Here is a 19,504-nt window from a genome sequence, read left to right as displayed (position 1 = left end):
TAGCCCCCCAGCCACCCATCCTCTGTCGGCTAACATGATCGATCAGGCTTTACGAGTGCTTAAGCTCGCACTTAACCATCACATTCGCCGTTCCGGCGACATGAAGCGCGAGCCGCCGATTTCGTTTCGCCGCGGCCGCAACTGCGCCGACGATGCCTCCCTTTGCAGATGCGCTTGCCCATGCTACCCCACGCAACCGCCGCCGACCGCCATCGGCCGACCGCCATCGGAATGTCATGAGCAAAGCCAATTTCGCCTTCGTCTCCTCCGACACTGCCGATGCCAAGGCGGCGATGGAGAGCCTGTCGGCCCGCTATGGCCAGGCATCCTTCGACGACGCCCAGGTGGTGGTGGCGCTGGGTGGCGACGGCTTCCTGCTGCAGACCTTGCGCGACACGATGAGCACGGGAAAGAAGGTCTACGGCATGAACCGTGGCACCATCGGCTTCCTGATGAACGAGTACCGCGTCGGGGGCCTCACCGAGCGCATCGCGGCCGCCGTCGCCGAAACGATCCGCCCGCTGGAAATGCTGGCGTTGACGCATGAGGGCGAGACGGTTTCGGCACTCGCCATCAACGAGGTGGCGCTGTGGCGTCAGTCCTACCAGACGGCAAAGATCCGCATCACCGTCGACGAGCAGGTCCGCATCGAGGAACTGAACTGCGACGGCGTGATGATCGCGACGCCGGCCGGCTCCACCGCGTACAATCTTTCGGCGCACGGGCCGATCCTGCCGCTGGATGCGCCGTTGCTCGCGCTGACCCCGGTCAGCCCGTTCCGGCCGCGCCGTTGGCGGGGTGCCTTGTTGTCAAACAAGGCGACCGTACGCTTCGATATTCTGGAGTCGGAAAAGCGCCCGGTGAACACCGCCGCCGACCACACCGAGGTCAAGGCGGTGGCTTCCGTAACGGTCCGCGAATCGCCGACTGCGACGGCAACGCTGCTGTTTGATCCCAACCATTCGTGGAACGAACGCATTCTCGCCGAGCAGTTTCGCTATTGAGCCGGCGCAAAGAGTGACTACCTAATTAAGCATCGCGATTAAGCTTACGTTTTCACAATCGTGCCAATCCCGCCCGTTTCTGTTGACAAATCGCGGGCTTGCGCCTAATCGCAATACCAATCTTGCAGGCACGCTGTGCTTGCCGCGACGGATGCCGTTGCGCTTCCCCGAACCAGCCAAAGACAGCAACTCTTGTCCTCAGACACCACGACCGCTCTAGAAGCGTTGACCTTTTCAGACCTCGGCCTGTCGCCCAAGGTCCTTTCCGCAGTCACCGATGCGGGCTACACCGTGCCGACGCCGATCCAGGCTGGCGCCATCCCGCATGCCTTGCTCGGCAAGGATATTCTGGGCATAGCACAGACCGGCACCGGCAAGACGGCTTCCTTCGTGCTGCCGATGCTGACCCGCCTCGAAAAAGGCAGGGCCCGTGCCCGCATGCCGCGCACGCTGATCCTCGAGCCGACGCGCGAGCTCGCCGCGCAGGTCGAAGAGAATTTCATCAGATACGGCAAGAACCACAAGCTCAACATCGCGCTGCTGATCGGCGGCGTCTCCTTCGACGAGCAGGACAAGAAGCTGGAGCGCGGCGCCGACGTGCTGATCGCCACGCCCGGCCGTCTGCTCGATCACCGCGAGCGCGGCAAGCTGTTGCTCAACGGCGTCGAGATCCTCGTCATCGACGAGGCCGACCGCATGCTGGACATGGGCTTCATCCCCGACATCGAGCGCATCTGCGAGATGATCCCGTTCACCAGGCAGACGCTGTTCTTCTCAGCGACCATGCCGCCGGAGATCACCAAGCTCACCGAGAAGTTCCTGCATGCGCCGGTGCGCGTCGAGGTTTCCAAGGCGGCATCCGCTGCCACCAACATCATCCAGCGCCTGGTCAAGTCCGGCTCCAAGCCGTGGGACAAGCGCGAGACGCTTCGCAATCTGATAAAGGCCGAAGACGCCGAGCTGAAGAACGCTATCATTTTCTGCAACCGCAAGGTCGAGGTCGCGGAGCTGTTCCGCTCGCTGCTGAAGTATGATTTCGACGCCGGCGCCCTGCATGGCGACATGGACCAGCGCGCCCGCATGCAGATGCTGGCCAATTTCCGCGATGGCAAATTGCGCTATCTCGTGGCGTCCGACGTCGCCGCGCGCGGCCTCGACATTCCCGACGTCAGCCACGTCTTCAACTACGACGTGCCGATCCACGCCGAAGACTATGTCCACCGCATCGGCCGCACCGGCCGCGCCGGACGCTCGGGCAAATCCTTCACCATCGCCACCAAGTCCGACACCAAATACATCGACGCCATCGAGCGGCTGATCGGCAACAAGATCGAGTGGCATGACGGCGACCTGTCGACCGTGGTCGCCAGCGAAGGCGGCGAGGACGAAGCGCCCCGCCGTGGCCGTGGCGCTCCGCGCCGCGCCGGCCGCAAGGACGAGGACCGCAAGGCCCATGATCGCAAGGAGAGTGGCGAGCGCAAGCCGCGCGAACGCCATGCCAAGCGCAGCGACGACGCGCCAGCGGCAGATGCCGCGCGCGAGGAACAGCCGGTGGTAGCCGAGGCCGCGGTCGCCGACATCGGCGAACGGCATCAGCGCAAGGAAGCGATCCGCTCCGAAAACAGCGACCGCAAGGTCTCCGATCGCAACAACGAGAACCGCGCCCCGGAACGCGGCGACACAAGGCCGCAGCGCGCCAGCAACAGCCGCCCTGCCCGCGGCAACAACCGCGGTGAAGACAATGACGGCACCGTCGGCTTCGGCGACGACATGCCGGCCTTCATGAAGATCGTCGCCAAGGTCTGATTCCATGAGCCGCGGCGTCCCGAGGACGCGCGGCTTTCCTGGACGCGATTGGGATGCGAGATCTGGAGCCCGCTCAGGATCAATCAGCGCCATGCGCGGTAATCGCAAGACAGGCTCGATCTGCCCGATCTCTTCCGGCCTGGAGCGCTTCAAATACCCGTCGATGCTACAGGCTTTTGAGTTCCAGGCGGGATGCCAATAAATCCAGAAATGCCCGAACCTTGGCCGAAGATGACCGGCCTTCCTGCCACAAGGCATGGATCGGCACCGGTGCCGGCTCGAATTCCGTCAAAACCAGTTCGACGAGACCGTCGTCGACCAAATGTCTTATCTGCCACAGAGGCGAGAAGCCCAAACCCAGTCCGTGGATTGCGGCGGCATAGACCGAGGTCATCAGATTGGAGCGAAAAGCGCCTGCGACCTTCACGGTCCGGGGTTTCCCGTCGATCTGAAACGTCCATTCACCTGGACGCTCGTTAGCGGTTCTGATGATGCAACTGTGCTCACTCAGCTGGAAGGGATGGGCCGGCCGGTCGCACCGCGCGAAATAGGAAGGCGCGCCGAACACAACGCGCCGCAACGCTCCCAGGCGTTTGGCTTTCAAGTTGGAATCCGGCAAATCGCCGATGCGTATTGCCAGGTCGAGACCTTCGGCGCCAAGATCGGCAAATCCATCGGAAAGTTGAAGATCGACCTCGACCCGGGGAAATGTCCGCATGTATTCCGCGATGACAGGCATCAGGACGTTCGGGCCAAACAGAACCGGCGCCCCGATGCGCAGGACGCCTGCCGGCTCCGATCGTTGATTGATCGCCTGAAGTCTTGCGTCGTTTATTTCGTCGACCGCGGGTTTGATCCGGTTGAAAAAGGCTGCTCCGACTTCACTTGGTGTCGAGCGACGCGTTGTCCTGTGGATCAGCTCGACGCCGACTGATTGCTCCAGTGCCGCCAGGGACCGGCTGACCGACTGCAGCGAGCGGTTCAGCCGATGTGCGGCAGTCGTCAGACTTCCATGCTCGACGATCGCGATGAAAGCCTCGAAATCGTCCATCCGGCTCATGCATTCTCCCGACATTCGACATAATATATCGCAAAAACGGGTAATTGTAACGACAATTGCGACGTCGTACCTCTCTGCAAGTTGTCCCGCGAGGACAGGCTTGATGGAAGGAAATCGTCATGCAAGTAGCCAATCCAACTGTTCTGGTTGTTGGTGCCACAGGCCGAGTTGCGGGACTTGTCGTGCCTGAACTTGTCCGCCGCAATGCCAATGTTCGAGCGCTCGTTCGCGACCCTGCGAATGCCGAAAAGGCCCGGAAGGTGGGGGCATCCGAGGTTGCGACAGGAGATTTGCGAAATCGTCAGAGCCTCGAAAGGGCGGTCGCGGGCGTCGACGGCGTCTTTCACATTGGGCCGGCTTTTGCTCCCGATGAAGCAGCCATGGGCGTTGCCATGGTTGAGGCCGCCACGCGAGCAGGAGTTCGAAAGTTCGTCTTCTCGTCGGTGATCCAGCCTACCAATACGCGACTGAAGAACCATGCCAGCAAGGTGCCTGTCGAGGCTGCTCTCTACTCGACGACGATGGAATATACGATTCTGCACCCTGCCAATTTCATGCAGAACCTCGCAGCGGCCTGGCCGTCCGTCGTTGAACATGGTGTTTTCTCGGAACCGTTTCCAAAGACGGCGAAGCTGGCCCGCGTCGACTACCGCGATGTCGCTGAGGTGGCGGCGATCGCCCTAACCGAAGCGCGATTGTCCTACGCGACCCTCGATCTGTGCGCTGACGGCATGCACAGCCGGGAAGACATCGTTGCGATGATGAGTGAGGAACTTGGCAGACCCATCTCTTCTGGTGAGCCGACATTTGGCGAGTGGGCGGCCGAGGCACGCCTTCCCTACAATGACCGCCAAATGCAGGTGCTGGCCAAAATATACGCCCACTATGCCCACTATGGCCTTGGCGGAAACAGTCTGACATTGCGCGCCGCCCTGGGCCGCGAACCGCGTTCGTTGCGCGGCTTTATTCGAAACCTTGCCCAGCAAATGGCGCAGGCCGCCTGACTGCGCCCAGCCGCGCATACTTCCACTTTTCGAGAAGGAGATAGGTGATGCGACCGTCATCGCACAAGGTTTTGAAATCGAGGAAGCTACCGGCCTCCTACAATGCGCTGGTAATGCCATTCGTACTTTCCATCCTGATGTCGTGCATTGTTTCCGCGGTAGCGACGCTGATCAATGCGGGCTGGACAACCGGTTTCGTGGCGACCTGGCCGTATGCATGGGGAGCATCATGGCTAGTGGGCTTTCCAAGTCTGCTGCTGGTCTTGCCGATCATGCGCCGTATCGTTGCGGCAATTGTCGATCAGCCGACCTCGTAGGCCTTGATTACGGAGTCCGACATGCCAAACAAGAACGGCCCTTGCGGGCCGCTTTTACCTTCGACTGACGGCTCGCAGCGCCATTGTCGACTTCCGCGACCAGATACCTGTCTTCATGCGGGCAGCCTTCATGCGCGCCGGCCCTCATGCCGATCGTCGTCCGAGCCTGACTCCCGAGCGCTCTCAAATGCAGCCGGCCAGCTTGCACCCTTGGCAAGCTTCTATCCTGGCCCGTCCGTCACATCGGGCCGGGCATCATCTTGGTCGGTTTTTCCAGCATCGGAAACTCTGCCTTGCTGCATTTCACGTTCGGGTTGGTCGGACTGAACATGCCGTTCGGATTGTCTCTGAACAGCCAGGCATGAAGGTCGTAGTGGACGAACTCCCTCGGAATGAGCGGATAGTGCCCTTCCATCGGTCCCATGAAGGTCTGGCCAAATAGTTTTGGAGGTTCCTTGGTGTCTGGCGTCAGGGGCACCAGCCATTCCACGCCAACCAATTTCAAGCCTTTCTTGGTCGGCTCGTAGATCAGCACATTGGGGCGCATCGGATCGAGTTTCTGACCGACACTCGGGACGTTGACGAAATGGATGCCCATAGCGCCCTTCGGATAGTCCATTGCGCCCTCGATCCTGTCCCCGCTGTAATAGACGCACCCGACAGTCGACAGATAAAGGTCGCGGACGGCGACCGTGTAGTCTTCATATTTGGCGAGCGATTCCTTCAAAGCTTCGATGTCGGCTTTGTTGGCGTCCTCGGCTCGAGCCGTGGCCGCTGCGCACCAAGCGGAGACCAGACCTGTCAAAATGAGGACGCCGCAACGCCCAAGACGAGCTGTTCTTGTCATGCATTCCTCCCAGATTTCCTATCTGGCCGTGCAGGACCGGGGCCGACTAAGTGACTGCGCGGCCGTTTGTATCGCCCCATCCCCTCTGGAACCGCACCAATGCTAATCCCTTCCAAGGCCTCCGGAAAGGAATTATTAGAAATCTCTAATGCGTTAGACCTTTTGACGGACCACAGGAGCCCAAAAAGAAAGCGGCCCCTTGCGGGGGCCGCCTTCGCATTTCGATGCCGAACAATTCAGGTCAGCGGCGAAAGCTGGATCTCGACGCGCCGGTTCTGCGCACGGCCGGCCGCCGTTCCGTTGGACGCGATCGGACGGGTCTTGCCGAATCCGGTGACGGCGAAGCGGCGCGAATCGACACCTTGGCCTGAGAGATAGTTGGCGACCGCCAATGCGCGGCGCTGCGACAGATCGAAATTGTGTTCGTCGCCGCCGGTCGAATCGGTATGGCCGAACACGTCGACCGTGGTCTGCTTGAACTTCTTCAGCACCAGCGCAACCGAGTTCAGCACCTGGTAGAAGCCGGGCTTCACCGCATCCTGGTCGACGTTGAAAGTAATGTCGGACGGCATGTTGAGGATGATCTGGTCGCCGGTGCGGGTGACGCTGACGCCGGTGCCTTCGAGCTGGCGGCGCAGTTCAGCCTCGTTCTGGTCCATGGTCGCGCCGATGGCGCCGCCGGCCAGCGCGCCGATACCGGCACCGATCAGCGCGTTCCGGCGGTCATTGCCGCCGGCAAGCAGGCCGAGGCCCGCGCCCGCCAGGGCGCCAAGGCCGGCGCCGGCTGCGGTGTTCGAAACCTTCTGCTCCCCGGTGTACGGATCGGTCGTGGTGCAGGCACTCACCAGCACAGCCGTCGCAACGGCGACGAGCACAGTCTTTTTCATAAGGATCGTCCCTCTCCAAAGCGCGGCCTTTGCGGCTCGCGCATATAAGCCCTTCTCCGGTCTTGTAACATGAAATGCGGCGAAAAACCGAGCGGCGAAAGCGGCTTTTCCCCGCTCGCGCACACTTCTGCTTCGGCGGTTGGCGCTGGCCTACCAGAGGTTCTTGCCGTCAATGACGACCACCTCGACCTTATCGAGGTCGAAATCGTCGAACAGCCGCGAATTGACTGAGATCTTGGGATTGTCGAAGTCCGGTTTTCCGGTCGACCAGTCCGGCGTTTCGGTGAAGGTGCCGCAGCCGCAAATGGCGCAAAACCCGTGTTTGACGGTCTTCGATCCCCATTGATAGAAGGAGACGTTTTCCGGCGAGCTGGTGAGCTTGAATTGCGACGGAACGTAGTAAGCCCACAGCGAACCGCGCTTGGAGCAGAACGAGCAGGTGCATTGTGTTACCGTCTCGGGCGCCTGCGAGACCTCGAACGTCGTCGCCTTGCAATGACAGCTGGCCTTGATGGTCATGAAAAGCTTTCCTCTCCGTTGCCCGCCACCCATGCGGCAAGGCACCATAAAGGAAGGCTCCTGACAACTGTCTGTCAGCAGGCTCCGGTCGATCGAGCCGAGCGGCGCTCTGGCCGAAGCGGACCCGTCGTCACCTCCCAATCGTCGTCACCTGCCGATATAGGCGGCCAGTTCGTCCGGCGTCCCGTTTGGGAAAGCCTGTTTCAGAAAATCCAGGAACGCCGACACTCGCGCGCTGAGCAGCCGTCGGGAGGGGTAGAGCGTCCATAGAGAAATTTCGGGGCCGTCGATATCCCCCCAATTCACCAGTGTGCCGTCAGCCAGGTCGTGGGCCACCAACGAAATGGGAAGCCGTCCTGCGCCGATTCCGGCTCGCACCGCATCGCGGACCATGATGAGTGTCGACAAGGCGAGGACCGGCTCGATTCTAAGTGTTGCCCGGCCACCTGGTGTCTTCACCTGCCATGTTTGCCGCTCGCCTGTCCCGCGCGCAACGCCAGGAGCGGCGAGCCCATCGGTCGGGCGAGGAAGGTCCGGGCTCGCGACGACGACCAGGCGGTCGCGGAGAAACGCCCGTCCGACCAGGCTTTCATCGGGATCCGGATTGACCCGGATTACCAGATCGTAGCCTTCCTCGATCATGTCGACATGCCGGTCTTCGGTGGTCACTTCAAGCCTCACCTCAGGATACCTCAGGGCAAATCCCGCAGCGATCCTCCCCATTGCAGTCTGCGAAAAATGCAAAGGCGCGCTGATCCGCAATCTGCCCTTGGGTCTCTGACCGCCCGAGGCAATCGCCGATGCCGTCTCGTCCAGCTCGGCAAGCAACGCCCCCGTCCGCTCGAAGAGCGCCCGTCCTTCTTCGGTCAGCTTCAGGTTACGCGCACCCCGTTCGAACAGACGCAGATCGAGACTGCTTTCCAATTCGCCAACGCGCCGGGACAACGTTGCCTTGGGCCGGCCGGTGGACCTTGCCGCTTTGCCGAAGCCGCCATGGCGAGCCACGAGGTTAAAATCGGCAAGGGCTAAAAGATCCATGACTGTCCCACCAGTGAGACGACGTGTCTAAAATTGGCGTCTACTGGGCTCTTTGTGAGCCACACATATTGGGACTGTCAAGCAACCCAACAGGAGAAATTCCATGACCATTCTCGTTACCGGCGCCACCGGCAATATCGGCCGCCAAGTCGTCGAACAGCTCGCCAAGCGCGGCGCCGATGTGCGTGCTCTCGTGCGCGATCCGTCGAAAGCCAGTTTTCCGGCAGGCGTATCCGTCGTGCAAGGCGACTTTCTCGATGTCGATTCGCTGCGCAAAGCCATGTCTGGCGTTTCCACGCTGTTTCTCTTGAACGCCGTGGTGCCGGACGAATTCACCCAGGCTTTGATCGCCTTGAACGTCGCCCGATCGGCCGGCATCGAGCGGATCGTCTATCTCTCGGTAATCCACGCTGACGTCTATGTGAACGTGCCGCATTTCGCGGGCAAGTTCGGCGTCGAGCGAATGATCGAACAGATGGACTTCAAAGCTACGATCTTGCGCCCGGCCTACTTCATCCAGAACGATCTGACGGTCGAAGACGTCATCACCGGCTACGGCACCTACCCAATGCCGATCGGACCCAAGGGTCTCGCCATGATCGACGCCCGCGATATCGCCGAGATCGCCGCCCTTGAGCTGCTGCGTCGCGAACGGTCCAAGGAGCCGCTTGCGTTCGAGCGGATCAACCTCGTCGGTCCGCAGACACTGACCGGGACGGACATTGCCGCAATCTGGTCAGACGTACTCGCCCGCCCGATCAGCTACAGCGGCGACAATACGGAGGGTTTTGAGCAAAATCTCAAGCAGTTCCTGCCCGCCTGGATGGCCTACGACATGCGCCTGATGGGCGAGCGTTTCTTCACCGACGGGATGCTGCCCGAGGCCGGCGACGTCGAGCGCCTGACGGCACTTCTGGGTCGCCCACTGCGCCCGTATCGCGACTTCGCCTCGGCACTCGCTGCTTCCGTCTGACGCAAGCGCCTTCAGCACCACCAAGGCCGGCCTTCCGATGAGAACTGCCAACAGAACTCAGTAGGAACGCGGTGGCACGAACAGGCAGATCGTCTTGCCTGCGTCGAGGCCGGCCTGATGCGCGCACCAGTGGAAATCGCCGTCGGGTGAGTCCTTGACCCGCTTGTCGCTCATCGGAACGACCTCCCCCGTTCCGGCGATGACATAGCCCTCCGGCTTTTCCAGCACCTCGCCGGTATGGGTGGTGCGGCAGTCGTAGTTTGCGCAGCAGGCGAAGGGATAACTCCAGCCTTGCGGCTTCGCCGCCGTAGGCTTGGCGTCATGGGCGAAGGCGGGTGCGGTCAGCACCGCCGCAAGCATCGCGATTGCAAAGATCGGGGTCACGAACAAGGAAAACAGGAGTCGGCCAGCCGGTTGAACGGCTCTGGCCGATCGGAGAGTGGCAGCAGACATGGAAGCGTTCCTTTCAAACGAGCATCAAGCGTTTCGCTTGCCCGTTCCCGGAACGTGTCTTCCCAGTGGCCGGATCGTCAGGTCGCAGATATGCCGCGTCCGGCCATAAATGCTTTTTCTCTTCCAGCCCTCGGATGCTGGGCTGATTCCTAGGCTGGCGCAAGAAGTTGCTGCGCGAGGCCGCACATCTACGCCGCTATCTGCAACCGCTGACGAGATCCAAGGCCAGGCTCAACTCCCGGCAGACGGGCAACGAAACAACGGGATTGGCCGTATGTGGTTCCAGCCTATGCGTCGCCTGGACCGGCGATCACATGCCCTTCATATTGCGGCAAGTCGTCGGCGATGGTGAACCATGGCGCCTTGGAGCCGACGAAGATGTGCGCGGTCGGCCGGATCGTCGGATCGTCAACCAGCGTGCCCATGGCGACATGGACATAGGCGCCGTCGCGGACCAGCGAATACAGCAACGAGCCGCAGCGGCTGCAATGCGCATCGTGGCCGCTGTCATCGCCGAAATGGATGAGTCCGTGATGCCCTTCGGCAAGGGCAAGTTTCTCGCGCTCGATGCCGGCGAAAGGCTTGAAGGCGGAACCTGTGGTGCGCCGGCAGTTTGAACAATGGCAGTTGGCGGCATAGACGAACTCGTCCGCCACTTCATACTGGACCGCGCCGCAAAAACATTTGCCGGTGAGCCTGCGACTCATGGTTCCTCCTTCGCTCCCCGCCCAGGGATATGTCAGAACAAAGTCAGGCCGAGTCGAAAGTGGCGAAAGCGCAGGAATCAGCCATTCGCAGCCCGGCCTCAGCTGAATATGGACATATCCTAGTCGAGGTCGGCCACGGCTTCACCGGCACCGCCCTCGATGCGCTGCGACAACGAGGCTTCCATGAAGTCGTCGAGGTCGCCATCGAGCACGCTCGACGGGCTGGTGCTCTCGACGCCGGTGCGCAGGTCCTTCACCAACTGGTAGGGCTGCAGCACATAGGAACGGATCTGGTGACCCCAGCCGATGTCGCTCTTTGACGCTTCTGTGGCATTGGCCACCGCTTCACGCTTCTTCAGCTCTTCCTCGTAAAGGCGCGAGCGCAGCATTTCCCAGGCCTTCGCCTTGTTCTTGTGCTGCGAGCGTTCGGCCTGGCAGGCAACCGCGATGCCGGTGGCGATATGGGTGATGCGAACCGCCGAGTCCGTGGTGTTGACGTGCTGGCCGCCCGAACCGGATGAGCGGTAGGTGTCGATGCGTACATCCGATTCCGAGACGTCGATCTCGATCCTGTCATCGACGACCGGGTAGACCCAGACGCTGGAGAAGGACGTGTGGCGGCGCGCATTGCTGTCATAGGGTGAAATGCGGACCAGGCGATGAACGCCCGACTCGGTCTTCAGCCAGCCATAGGCATTGTGGCCCTTGATCAGGAGCGTGGCGGACTTGATGCCGGCTTCTTCGCCGTCATGTACTTCCAGCACCTCGACTTTGAAACGACGACGCTCGGCCCAGCGCGTATACATGCGCAGAAGCATCGAGGCCCAGTCCTGGCTCTCGGTGCCGCCGGCGCCGGCATGGACTTCGAGATAGGTGTCGTTGGCGTCGGCCTCGCCCGACAGCAGCGTCTCGACCTGGCGGGCCTTGGCCTCGCCCTGCATCGAGCGGAGGGCTGCTTCCGCCTCGGCGATCACGCTCTGGTCGCCCTCTTCCTCACCCAGTTCGATCAGGCCGATATTGTCTTCCAGCGCCTGAGTCAGGCTTTTGACGCCGGCGATCCCGTCTTCGAGGCCCTGGCGCTCGCGCATCAGCTTTTGCGCTTCCAGCGGATCATTCCAGAGGCTGGAATCCTCGGCGCGCACGTTCAGGTATTCAAGCCGCTTTATAGCCTGATCCCAGTCAAAGATGCCTCCTCAGCAGGGTGATCGCCTGCCTGATCTCGTCGACAATATTCTGCGTTTCCGCGCGCATGGCTGGTTGTTCTGTCCTGTTTTCGAAGTGGCGCTTGGGTCGGCGCGATACATAGGCACGGCATTGCTGCCTGTAAAGCGAAATGGGCCGGCTCAACAAGCCAGCCCATTCGACGTAAAAAATCAGGTCGTCAGTAGAGTCCGCCGCCGGGTGCCTGGATGGCTTCCGTTGCCTGCGGCGATAGCGGTCCGCCGGCGCCGTTGGACCCGTCGGCGCCCATGCCGATCACCCAATAGCTGTCGGCTGGGCCGGTGCCGGGCTTGAAGGCTTCGATGATGGTGCCGGGATCGCCCGACGCGGCACGCATGCCGGTCTTGCGGTTGATCGCGACCAGGTTCATGCCTTCCGGCACCTTGAAGTCGACATTCGGCGTGCCGTCCAGCGCAACGCGCATGAAGTCCTTGAAGATAGGTGCCGCCAGACCGCCGCCAGTGGCGCCATGGCCGAGACCGCGCGGCGTGTCGTAACCCATGTAGAGGCCGACGACGAGGTTCGGCGTATAGCCGATGAACCAGGCGTCCTTCTCGTCATTGGTCGTTCCGGTCTTGCCGGCGATGTGGCGGCCAAGCTCGGCGATGGTGGCGCCGGTACCGCGCTGGACGACGCCTTCCATCATCGAGGTGATCTGGTAGGCGGTCATCGGATCGAGCACCTGCTCGGAATTGTCGACCAGTTCCGGTTCGGGCTGGTTGTTCCATTCGGGCGCGTTGCAGCCTTCGCAGCCGCGCTCGTCCTGCTTGAACACGGTCTTGCCGTAGCGGTCCTGGATGCGGTCGATGAGCGAGGGTTTGATCGACTTGCCGCCATTGGCCATGATCGAATAGGCCGACACCATGCGCATCACCGTCGTCTCGCCGGAGCCCAGCGCCATCGGCAGATACGGCGCCAGATGGTCGTAGACGCCGAACCTCTCGGCATATTCCACCACCAGCTTCATGCCCATGTCGTTGGCGAGCCGCACCGTCATCAAATTGCGCGACTTTTCGATGCCGGAACGCAAGGTCGCGGGGCCTGCCACCGTGCCGTCATAGTTCTTCGGCGTCCAGGTCGTAGTGCCGCTCTGGATGGTGATCGGTCCGTCCATGATCACCGAGGCCGGCGTATAGCCATTGTCGAGCGCGGCCGAATAGACGATCGGCTTGAAGGACGATCCCGGCTGGCGCATCGCCTGCGTGGCACGGTTGAACTCCGACTGCGCATAGGAGAAGCCGCCGACCATGGCCAGCACGCGGCCGGTATGTGGATCCATGGCGATCAGGCCGCCCTCCACTTCCGGCACCTGGCGCAGCGTGTAGGCGCCTTCCGACCCTTCGTTCTTCTGCACGAAGATGACGTCGCCGGGCTGCAGTACATCGGCCGGAGACTTGGCCTTGACCGTCTTGCCATCGACCACATGGCGCATGGCAAAGCTCATGTCTTCCTTGCTGACGGCGCCTTCGATGCGTTCCTTGACGATATCGCCCGAAATCTGCCGCGTCGGCTGCAGGCCGATGGAAAGGCCGGTCGCCGAGCTGTCGAGCACGACGGCAAGCGACCATTCCGGCACGTCTTCCAGCCCCTTGACGTTGCCCAGCGCCACGCCCCAGTCGCCGGAGGCATCGATATGCGTCACCGGTCCGCGATAGCCGCGCAGCGTGTCGTATTTGAGCAAGCCGTCCTGCATCGACTTGCGGGCGATGAGCTGGATCTTCGGATCGAGCGTCGTGCGCACCGAAAGGCCGCCCTCATAGAGCGCGTTCTCGCCATAGCGCGAGATGATCTGGCGGCGCACTTCCTCGGTGAAATATTCACCCGCAAACAGATAGGAGCCGTTACGACGCGGCGTCACGCCGAGCGGCTCGGCCTTGGCCTTGTCGCCTTCCTCGCGCGTCACGTAGCCGTTCTCGACCATCTGGTCGATGACCCAGTTGCGGCGCTCGATGGCGCGGTCGGCATGCTTGAAGGGATGGTAGTTGTTGGGGCCCTTCGGCAGCGACGCCAGATAGGCGGCTTCCGCGACCGTGAGTTCGTTGACCGACTTGTCGAAATAGGTCAGTGCCGCGCCCGCAACGCCATAGGCGCCGAAGCCGAAGAAGATTTCGTTGAGATAGAGCTCAAGGATGCGGTCCTTCGAATAAGCCTGCTCGATGCGGAAGGCCAGGATCATCTCCTTGATCTTGCGCTCGTAGGTCTGGTCCGAGGACAAGAGGAAGTTCTTCGCCACCTGCTGGGTGATGGTCGAGGCGCCGACCTGGCGCCTGCCCGAACCCAGATTCTGCAGGTTGACGTAGATGGCGCGGCCAAGCCCGGTGATGTCGATGCCGGGATGGTTGTAGAAATTCTTGTCCTCGGCCGACAGGAACGCCGCCTTGACCCGGTCCGGAACCGCCTGGATCGGCAGATAGAGCCGCCGTTCGCGCGCATATTCGGCCATCAGCGAGCCGTCGGAAGCATGGATGCGGGTCGTCACTGGCGGCTCGTACTTGGCCAGGACCTCATAGTCGGGCAGGTCTTTCGACAGATGGCTGATGTATATCGCCACGCCCGCGGCGACCATAAGCGCCAGCGTCGTGCCGATACCAAAGAAATAGCCGATAAGACGAATCATGCCCGCTCCAGTCCGAGGTCCGGGAATTTCCTAGACGAAGCCGCCTTTCGCGCAAGCCTTCGCAACTGTCCCGATCCGTGATGGAAAACCCATGTCGCCACCATGTGGGCAAAATACGGCAGTGCCCGGTTTCGGCATCCCCCACCTGAAATAAAAGCGCCTGGTGTTGTCGTCGTGCAACGCTGCCTCCGGTCGTGGGCGGCGGCGACCATCTCAGCCTCCGGTTCCCGTTCCCATCTTGGCGGAGGCAAACAGGGCGACGGCGTTGGTGATGCTCTGCGCCGCCTTGCCGCGCCAGTCGGCGTCGAGCAGTTGCGCTTCATCCTTGGCGTTGGAGAGATAGCCGAGTTCCACCAGCACCGACGGCACATCGGGCGCTTTCAGCACTTTGAAGCCGGCCGAACGCTGCGGATTATTGATCAGGCCGACGCTGGTGGACAACTGGCCGACCAGAGTGTGGGCAAAGCTCATCGAGAAATTATGCGTCTCGCGGCGGATCAGGTCGATCAGTATGTCGGTGACTTCCTTGTTGTCGTCCTTGATCACCATGCCGGCGAACTGGTCGGAGAGGTTTTCACGGTCGGCAAGCGCCTGCGCTTGCGGATCGGACGCCTTGTCGGAGACGGTATAGACGGTGGCGCCTCTGATACCCTTGACGCTGATCGTGTCGGCATGGATCGAGATCAAAAGGTCGGCCTCGTGCTGCCGGGCGATGCGCACGCGGTCATCGAGCCGCAGGAACTCGTCGGTATCGCGCGTCATGAACACGTCGTAGTTGGCGACGGCGGCGAGTTTGTCGCGCAATTCGGTGGCGAAGGCCAGCGTCACGTTCTTCTCGATGGTGCCGTTGAGGCCTTCGGCGCCACCGTCGATGCCGCCATGGCCGGGATCGATGACGATGGTGAAGCGATGCCCGGGATTGGAGATCGGCCCTGTGCCGACCCTGGAGCCCTTGTCGGTGGAGACGGTCGAGCCAGTGGTCAGCGCCTGGTTGGCAAGGGCTTCGTCGAACTCGCGGTCGGAGGCTGCCGACATGTCGATGGCGATGCGATAGCCTGCGCCGTCCTCGTTCTTGAGCACCTCGAGCTTGTCGACCGAGAACGGCCCCTTGCCGGTCAGGATCAGCCGCGATCCCTCGCCCTGATCGCCATAACGCACCGCTTTGACCAGGCCGCGGGCCTTGGCGTCCTTCGCGCCAATGGCGAATCGGGTGCGCGGCAGGTCCACGACCAGCCGGTTGGGGCCGCGCAGCAGGAACCATTTGATGTCGGGCTCGCGGTCGAAATCGATGACGATGCGCATCTTGGTTGCGTCGCCGGCCATCTTGTAGGCGGTGGCGCCGAGTGGCGCATCGGCGGCGCGTGAAACCGGCGCAAAAGCAAGGCAAAGCGCCAGCAGCAACAGCACACCGGCAGCGCGCAGGAAACGGCCTGCACGGCCATGGCCCTTGTCTGTGGTGCCCGCCAGTCCCATTTCTTGCAGTCGCTCCTGGTTTGGCGCCTTGCGCCCGCGTGGTTGGTCGAAATGCCGGTCAGGCCGCAGACTCGATTAACGATTGGTATCCAGAGAAGGTTAACCAAGCCTTTTCATTGAGGATTAAGGCCTGTGCTTCCGTTACGGCACTGCTTTTTGCCGGCATCCGAAATCGGGGTTGCCTTCCACCCCGTCAAATCATAAAAGCGATGGTGGATCACTGCAATCCTGGAACCGCTTCTCCCGCAGCTTCCTGCTACAGGTCAGATGAAAGGCGGCTCCTTTCGCTTCCCGCGAAAAGGCTTCAGGTGATCGCGACGAATTTCGCAGGTGTGCGCCCGTGGCGGGGGAATCGCCTGCGTGAGGAAAACGGCCGGGTTTGTTCCCGTGCCGGCTCTGTATGAGCAAACAAGCTGGTCCGGTTCGTCCGGGCTTTGGTTCAAAAGGTTCTGCTGGTGACGATGGCTTCAAGCGCAATCATGGAAAGGTCCGCATCAAACCGCGCCATTGTGGCTGCGGGCGGCACCGCCATGGCGCTCAAGCGGCGTCCGGCGGACATTCAGACATCCGGCACCCACATCCCAGACACGCAGCAGCGGGCTTTGCCTCGCAAGCTGCGGCTGACGGCTGCCGGGAGGAAACGAAATAATGCCCAACAAAATGCTGATAGACGCCTCCCACCCGGAGGAAACACGCGTTGTCGTTATCCGCGGTAACCGTATTGAAGAATTCGACTTTGAATCTCAGGACAAGAAGCAGCTCAAAGGAAACATCTATCTCGCCCGCGTAACGCGCGTCGAACCTTCCCTTCAGGCAGCCTTTGTCGAATATGGCGGCAACCGTCACGGTTTCCTCGCCTTCAGTGAAATTCACCCCGACTATTACCAGATCCCGGTCGCCGATCGTCAGGCTTTGCTGCGCGCTGAAGCGCAGGAAGCCGAGGACGAGGAGAACGAGGACAATGACGGCGACGACCGCCAGAGCCGCGATCGCGGCCGGCGCGGCCGCCGGCGCGGCGGCAAGGGTCGTGAGCGGGGCGAACACAAGCGCGACGCCGGCGCCGATGATGAGAACGGCGAACATGGCGATGCCGGCAGCGATGCCGTCTCCGAAGCGCCTGCTTCCGAGCATGCCGCGGCCAATACCGCCGGGCATGACGATCATGCCGGGCATGGCGACAGCGAAGCCTCCGACGCCGAGACATCCGGGACCGAACCGTCGGAAGGCGGCCCGACATCGATCGCGGCAAGCGTCGAAGCGGATGTGATCTCCGAAGCTGTCCCTGCGGCGGAGCCGGGTGACGAAAGGTCGTCCAGCGAGGCAAGTGGCGAAGCCACCTCCGAGGACAATGATCGCGGCATGCTGGAAGAGGTGCAGTCCTCGCATCCGGACGACCACGAGATCGAATCCGTAGGCGCCGAGGATGCGCTGGAAGAGGTGCGCAGCCGCCGCAAGCCGGTGCGCCGCCAGTACAAGATTCAGGAAGTCATCAAGCGCCGGCAGATTCTGCTGGTGCAGGTGGTCAAGGAAGAGCGCGGCAACAAGGGCGCTGCACTCACCACCTATCTGTCGCTTGCCGGCCGCTATTCCGTGCTGATGCCCAACACCGCACGCGGCGGCGGCATTTCGCGCAAGATCACCAGTGCGGTCGACCGCAAGCGCCTCAAGGAGGTCGTTGCCGATCTCGAAGTGCCGCAGGGCATGGGCGTCATCCTGCGCACCGCCGGCGAAAGCCGCACCAAGGCGGAAATCAAGCGCGACTACGAATATCTGATGCGGCTTTGGGAAAACGTCCGCAACCTGACGCTGCAATCCACCGCCCCTGCCCTCGTCTATGAGGAAGGCAGCCTGATCAAGCGCTCGGTGCGCGACCTCTACAACAAGGATATCGACGAGATTCTTGTCTCCGGCGAGGAAGGCTATCGCGAGGCCAAGGATTTCATGCGCATGCTGATGCCGAGCCACGCCAAGGTGGTTCAGCCGTTCCGCGACACGACGCCGATCTTCGTGCGCAACGGCATCGAGGCGCAGCTCGACCGCATGCTGCAGCCGCAGGTGACGCTGAAGAGCGGCGGCTACATCATCATCAACCAGACCGAGGCGCTGGTCGCCATCGACGTCAATTCGGGCCGCTCCACCAAGGAGCACTCGATCGAGGACACCGCTCTCCACACCAACCTTGAAGCGGCGGAAGAAGTCGCCAGGCAATTGAGGCTGCGCGATCTCGCCGGCCTGATCGTCATCGACTTCATCGACATGGAGGAGAACCGCAACAACCGCTCCGTCGAGAAGCGGCTGAAGGATCACCTCAAGAACGACCGAGCCCGCATCCAGGTCGGCCGCATCTCGCATTTCGGTCTGATGGAGATGTCGCGCCAGCGCATCCGCGCCAGCGTGCTGGAATCAACCATGAAGCCGTGCCCTCATTGCGGCGGCACTGGCCATGTGCGCTCCGATTCGTCGGTGGCGCTGATGGTGGTGCGGGCGATCGAGGAATTCCTGCTCAAGGATTCGCGCAGCCACATCACGGTGCGAACCCCGGCGGCGACCGCTCTCTATGTGCTCAACCACAAGCGCGGCACGCTGGTGGAACTCGAAAGCCGCTTTGGCCTGACCATCACCGTCGAGGCCGATGATACGGTCGGTGTGCAGCACTACGCGATCTTCCGCGGCGCCATTGCCGAAAAGCCGGAAGGCTTTGTCGAAGCGCGAACCTTCCCGGCCTATGTCGAGCCGGAAGAGCCCGAGGACGAGATCGTCATCGAGGAGGAAGACGACGAGGTTGTGGTACAGGCCGAGCAGCCGCGCCAGGCGCAGCCGCAATCGCAGCAGCAGCAGCCGAGATCGGCTGAGGACGGCGAAGGCCGCGACCGCAAGCGTCGCAAGCGCCGCAGGCGGCGCGGCGGCAAGGATCGCGAACGCGAACATGGCGATCGCGAGCATGGCGCCGAAGGTGCTTCGGTTTCGGCGGCAAGCGACGACTTTGCCGCTGAACCAGGCGATGACGATGCAACACAGCAAGACGAAGCCCAGGTTGGCGCCGTCGAAACGGTGGAAGCATCAGATGACGCCCAGGGCAAGAAGCGCCGTCGCGGCAAGCGCGGCGGCAAGCGCAATCGTCGCGAAGACGGCACGGAGACCGAAGCCGGCGAAACCGCCTCGGTGGCCGAGGCCGCTGAAGTCGGAACGGCCGCAAGCGAGCCCGTAGCAGCCGTAGCGGTTGAAGAAGCAGCGGCTCCCGCCGCGGCGAACGACGACGCTCCAGCCGAAAAGCCGAAGAAGAAGCGCGCTTCAAGGGCAAAGAAGGCTGTGGTGGAAGTCGCCGATGAGACGGCGGCCGAGGCTGCACCGGAAGCTGCCGTCGAAGCAGCCGCCCCCGCTGCGGCCGATGCCGCCACGGAAACGACCGTCGACGACGAGCCCGCCAAGGCTCGCCCGTCACGGCGCAAAGCCGTGGCCGCGGATACCACCGCGGTGCCGGTGGTTTCCTCCAGCGTTGCCGACGAGGCAAAGGCCGAGGAAAAGCCGAAGCGCGCCGGCTGGTGGCAGCGGAAGGGCTTTTTCTAAGCTATTCAGCC

General features: G+C 62.1%; 16 protein-coding genes. 6 read left to right on the top strand and 10 right to left on the bottom strand.

The window, feature by feature from the left end; genetic code table 11:
* Positions 1 to 236 precede the first annotated feature (236 nt).
* On the top strand, positions 237 to 1,004 hold the full coding sequence (locus NKJ77_RS18265; RefSeq protein ID WP_023715779.1) for an NAD kinase: 768 nt from the start codon (positions 237 to 239) through the stop codon (positions 1,002 to 1,004).
* Positions 1,005 to 1,196: 192 nt separating this feature from the next.
* Positions 1,197 to 2,810 (top strand): DEAD/DEAH box helicase, encoded by a 1,614-nt coding sequence (locus NKJ77_RS18260; protein WP_352535559.1) that lies wholly within the window; start codon positions 1,197 to 1,199, stop codon positions 2,808 to 2,810.
* 166 nt (positions 2,811 to 2,976) lie between these two features.
* On the opposite strand, the gene NKJ77_RS18255 is transcribed toward NKJ77_RS18260, so the two are convergent.
* Positions 2,977 to 3,870, bottom strand: coding sequence for a LysR family transcriptional regulator (locus NKJ77_RS18255; RefSeq protein WP_023691233.1), 894 nt, complete (start codon positions 3,868 to 3,870; stop codon positions 2,977 to 2,979).
* 119 nt (positions 3,871 to 3,989) lie between these two features.
* Here NKJ77_RS18255 and NKJ77_RS18250 point away from each other — a divergent pair, with 119 nt between their 5' ends.
* Both NKJ77_RS18250 and NKJ77_RS18245 read left to right on the top strand, forming a co-directional pair.
* The gene (locus NKJ77_RS18250) at positions 3,990 to 4,874 is read left to right on the top strand and encodes an NmrA/HSCARG family protein (protein WP_023691232.1); all 885 of its coding nucleotides are present in this window, start codon (positions 3,990 to 3,992) and stop codon (positions 4,872 to 4,874) included.
* A 47-nt stretch (positions 4,875 to 4,921) separates the two neighbouring features.
* Positions 4,922 to 5,191: a DUF2798 domain-containing protein gene (locus NKJ77_RS18245; protein WP_352535558.1), complete on the top strand. Its 270-nt coding sequence runs from the start codon at positions 4,922 to 4,924 to the stop codon at positions 5,189 to 5,191.
* A gap of 238 nt (positions 5,192 to 5,429) precedes the next feature.
* On the opposite strand, the gene NKJ77_RS18240 is transcribed toward NKJ77_RS18245, so the two are convergent.
* The 4 genes from NKJ77_RS18240 to NKJ77_RS18225 all read right to left on the bottom strand — a co-directional run bounded on the left by NKJ77_RS18240 (position 5,430) and on the right by NKJ77_RS18225 (position 8,482).
* Positions 5,430 to 6,038 carry a hypothetical protein gene (locus NKJ77_RS18240; RefSeq protein ID WP_023708481.1) on the bottom strand — a complete coding sequence of 203 codons (609 nt, stop codon included), beginning with the start codon at positions 6,036 to 6,038 and terminating at the stop codon, positions 5,430 to 5,432.
* 236 nt (positions 6,039 to 6,274) lie between these two features.
* Positions 6,275 to 6,925 carry a YiaD family glycine zipper/OmpA-like lipoprotein gene (locus NKJ77_RS18235; RefSeq protein ID WP_023667470.1) on the bottom strand — a complete coding sequence of 217 codons (651 nt, stop codon included), beginning with the start codon at positions 6,923 to 6,925 and terminating at the stop codon, positions 6,275 to 6,277.
* A gap of 150 nt (positions 6,926 to 7,075) precedes the next feature.
* Positions 7,076 to 7,444, bottom strand: coding sequence for a GFA family protein (locus NKJ77_RS18230; protein ID WP_023667471.1), 369 nt, complete (start codon positions 7,442 to 7,444; stop codon positions 7,076 to 7,078).
* 147 nt (positions 7,445 to 7,591) lie between these two features.
* Positions 7,592 to 8,482, bottom strand: a complete 891-nt coding sequence (locus tag NKJ77_RS18225) for a LysR family transcriptional regulator (protein ID WP_352535557.1) — start codon at positions 8,480 to 8,482, stop codon at positions 7,592 to 7,594.
* A gap of 103 nt (positions 8,483 to 8,585) precedes the next feature.
* Here NKJ77_RS18225 and NKJ77_RS18220 point away from each other — a divergent pair, with 103 nt between their 5' ends.
* The gene (locus tag NKJ77_RS18220; RefSeq protein WP_023715785.1) at positions 8,586 to 9,455 is read left to right on the top strand and encodes an NmrA/HSCARG family protein; all 870 of its coding nucleotides are present in this window, start codon (positions 8,586 to 8,588) and stop codon (positions 9,453 to 9,455) included.
* Positions 9,456 to 9,512: 57 nt separating this feature from the next.
* On the opposite strand, the gene NKJ77_RS18215 is transcribed toward NKJ77_RS18220, so the two are convergent.
* The 5 genes from NKJ77_RS18215 to NKJ77_RS18195 all read right to left on the bottom strand — a co-directional run bounded on the left by NKJ77_RS18215 (position 9,513) and on the right by NKJ77_RS18195 (position 15,926).
* Positions 9,513 to 9,908 carry a hypothetical protein gene (locus NKJ77_RS18215; RefSeq protein WP_023667474.1) on the bottom strand — a complete coding sequence of 132 codons (396 nt, stop codon included), beginning with the start codon at positions 9,906 to 9,908 and terminating at the stop codon, positions 9,513 to 9,515.
* Positions 9,909 to 10,195: 287 nt separating this feature from the next.
* On the bottom strand, positions 10,196 to 10,615 hold the full coding sequence (locus NKJ77_RS18210) for a GFA family protein (protein ID WP_023830711.1): 420 nt from the start codon (positions 10,613 to 10,615) through the stop codon (positions 10,196 to 10,198).
* A 119-nt stretch (positions 10,616 to 10,734) separates the two neighbouring features.
* Positions 10,735 to 11,866 (bottom strand): peptide chain release factor 2 gene (prfB, locus tag NKJ77_RS18205; protein ID WP_155922402.1). Its coding sequence is split into 2 segments (ribosomal slippage): positions 10,735 to 11,799 and positions 11,801 to 11,866, totalling 1,131 coding nucleotides; the frame shifts between segments, so codons are not numbered across the junction.
* 130 nt (positions 11,867 to 11,996) lie between these two features.
* Complete coding sequence (locus tag NKJ77_RS18200) at positions 11,997 to 14,453, bottom strand: penicillin-binding protein 1A (protein WP_352535556.1); 2,457 nt, start codon at positions 14,451 to 14,453, stop codon at positions 11,997 to 11,999.
* A 213-nt stretch (positions 14,454 to 14,666) separates the two neighbouring features.
* Positions 14,667 to 15,926, bottom strand: coding sequence for an N-acetylmuramoyl-L-alanine amidase (locus NKJ77_RS18195; RefSeq protein WP_023830709.1), 1,260 nt, complete (start codon positions 15,924 to 15,926; stop codon positions 14,667 to 14,669).
* 648 nt (positions 15,927 to 16,574) lie between these two features.
* Here NKJ77_RS18195 and NKJ77_RS18190 point away from each other — a divergent pair.
* On the top strand, positions 16,575 to 19,493 hold the full coding sequence (locus NKJ77_RS18190; RefSeq protein WP_023830708.1) for a ribonuclease E/G: 2,919 nt from the start codon (positions 16,575 to 16,577) through the stop codon (positions 19,491 to 19,493).
* The last annotated feature ends 11 nt before the right edge of the window (positions 19,494 to 19,504 follow it).

It is taken from the genome of Mesorhizobium sp. M0052 (assembly GCF_040323255.1).
In the GTDB taxonomy this organism is placed as follows: Bacteria; Pseudomonadota; Alphaproteobacteria; order Rhizobiales; family Rhizobiaceae; genus Mesorhizobium.
Note: the sequence above shows the minus strand (reverse complement) of the source record. Positions and strands in the feature narration are given on the sequence as shown.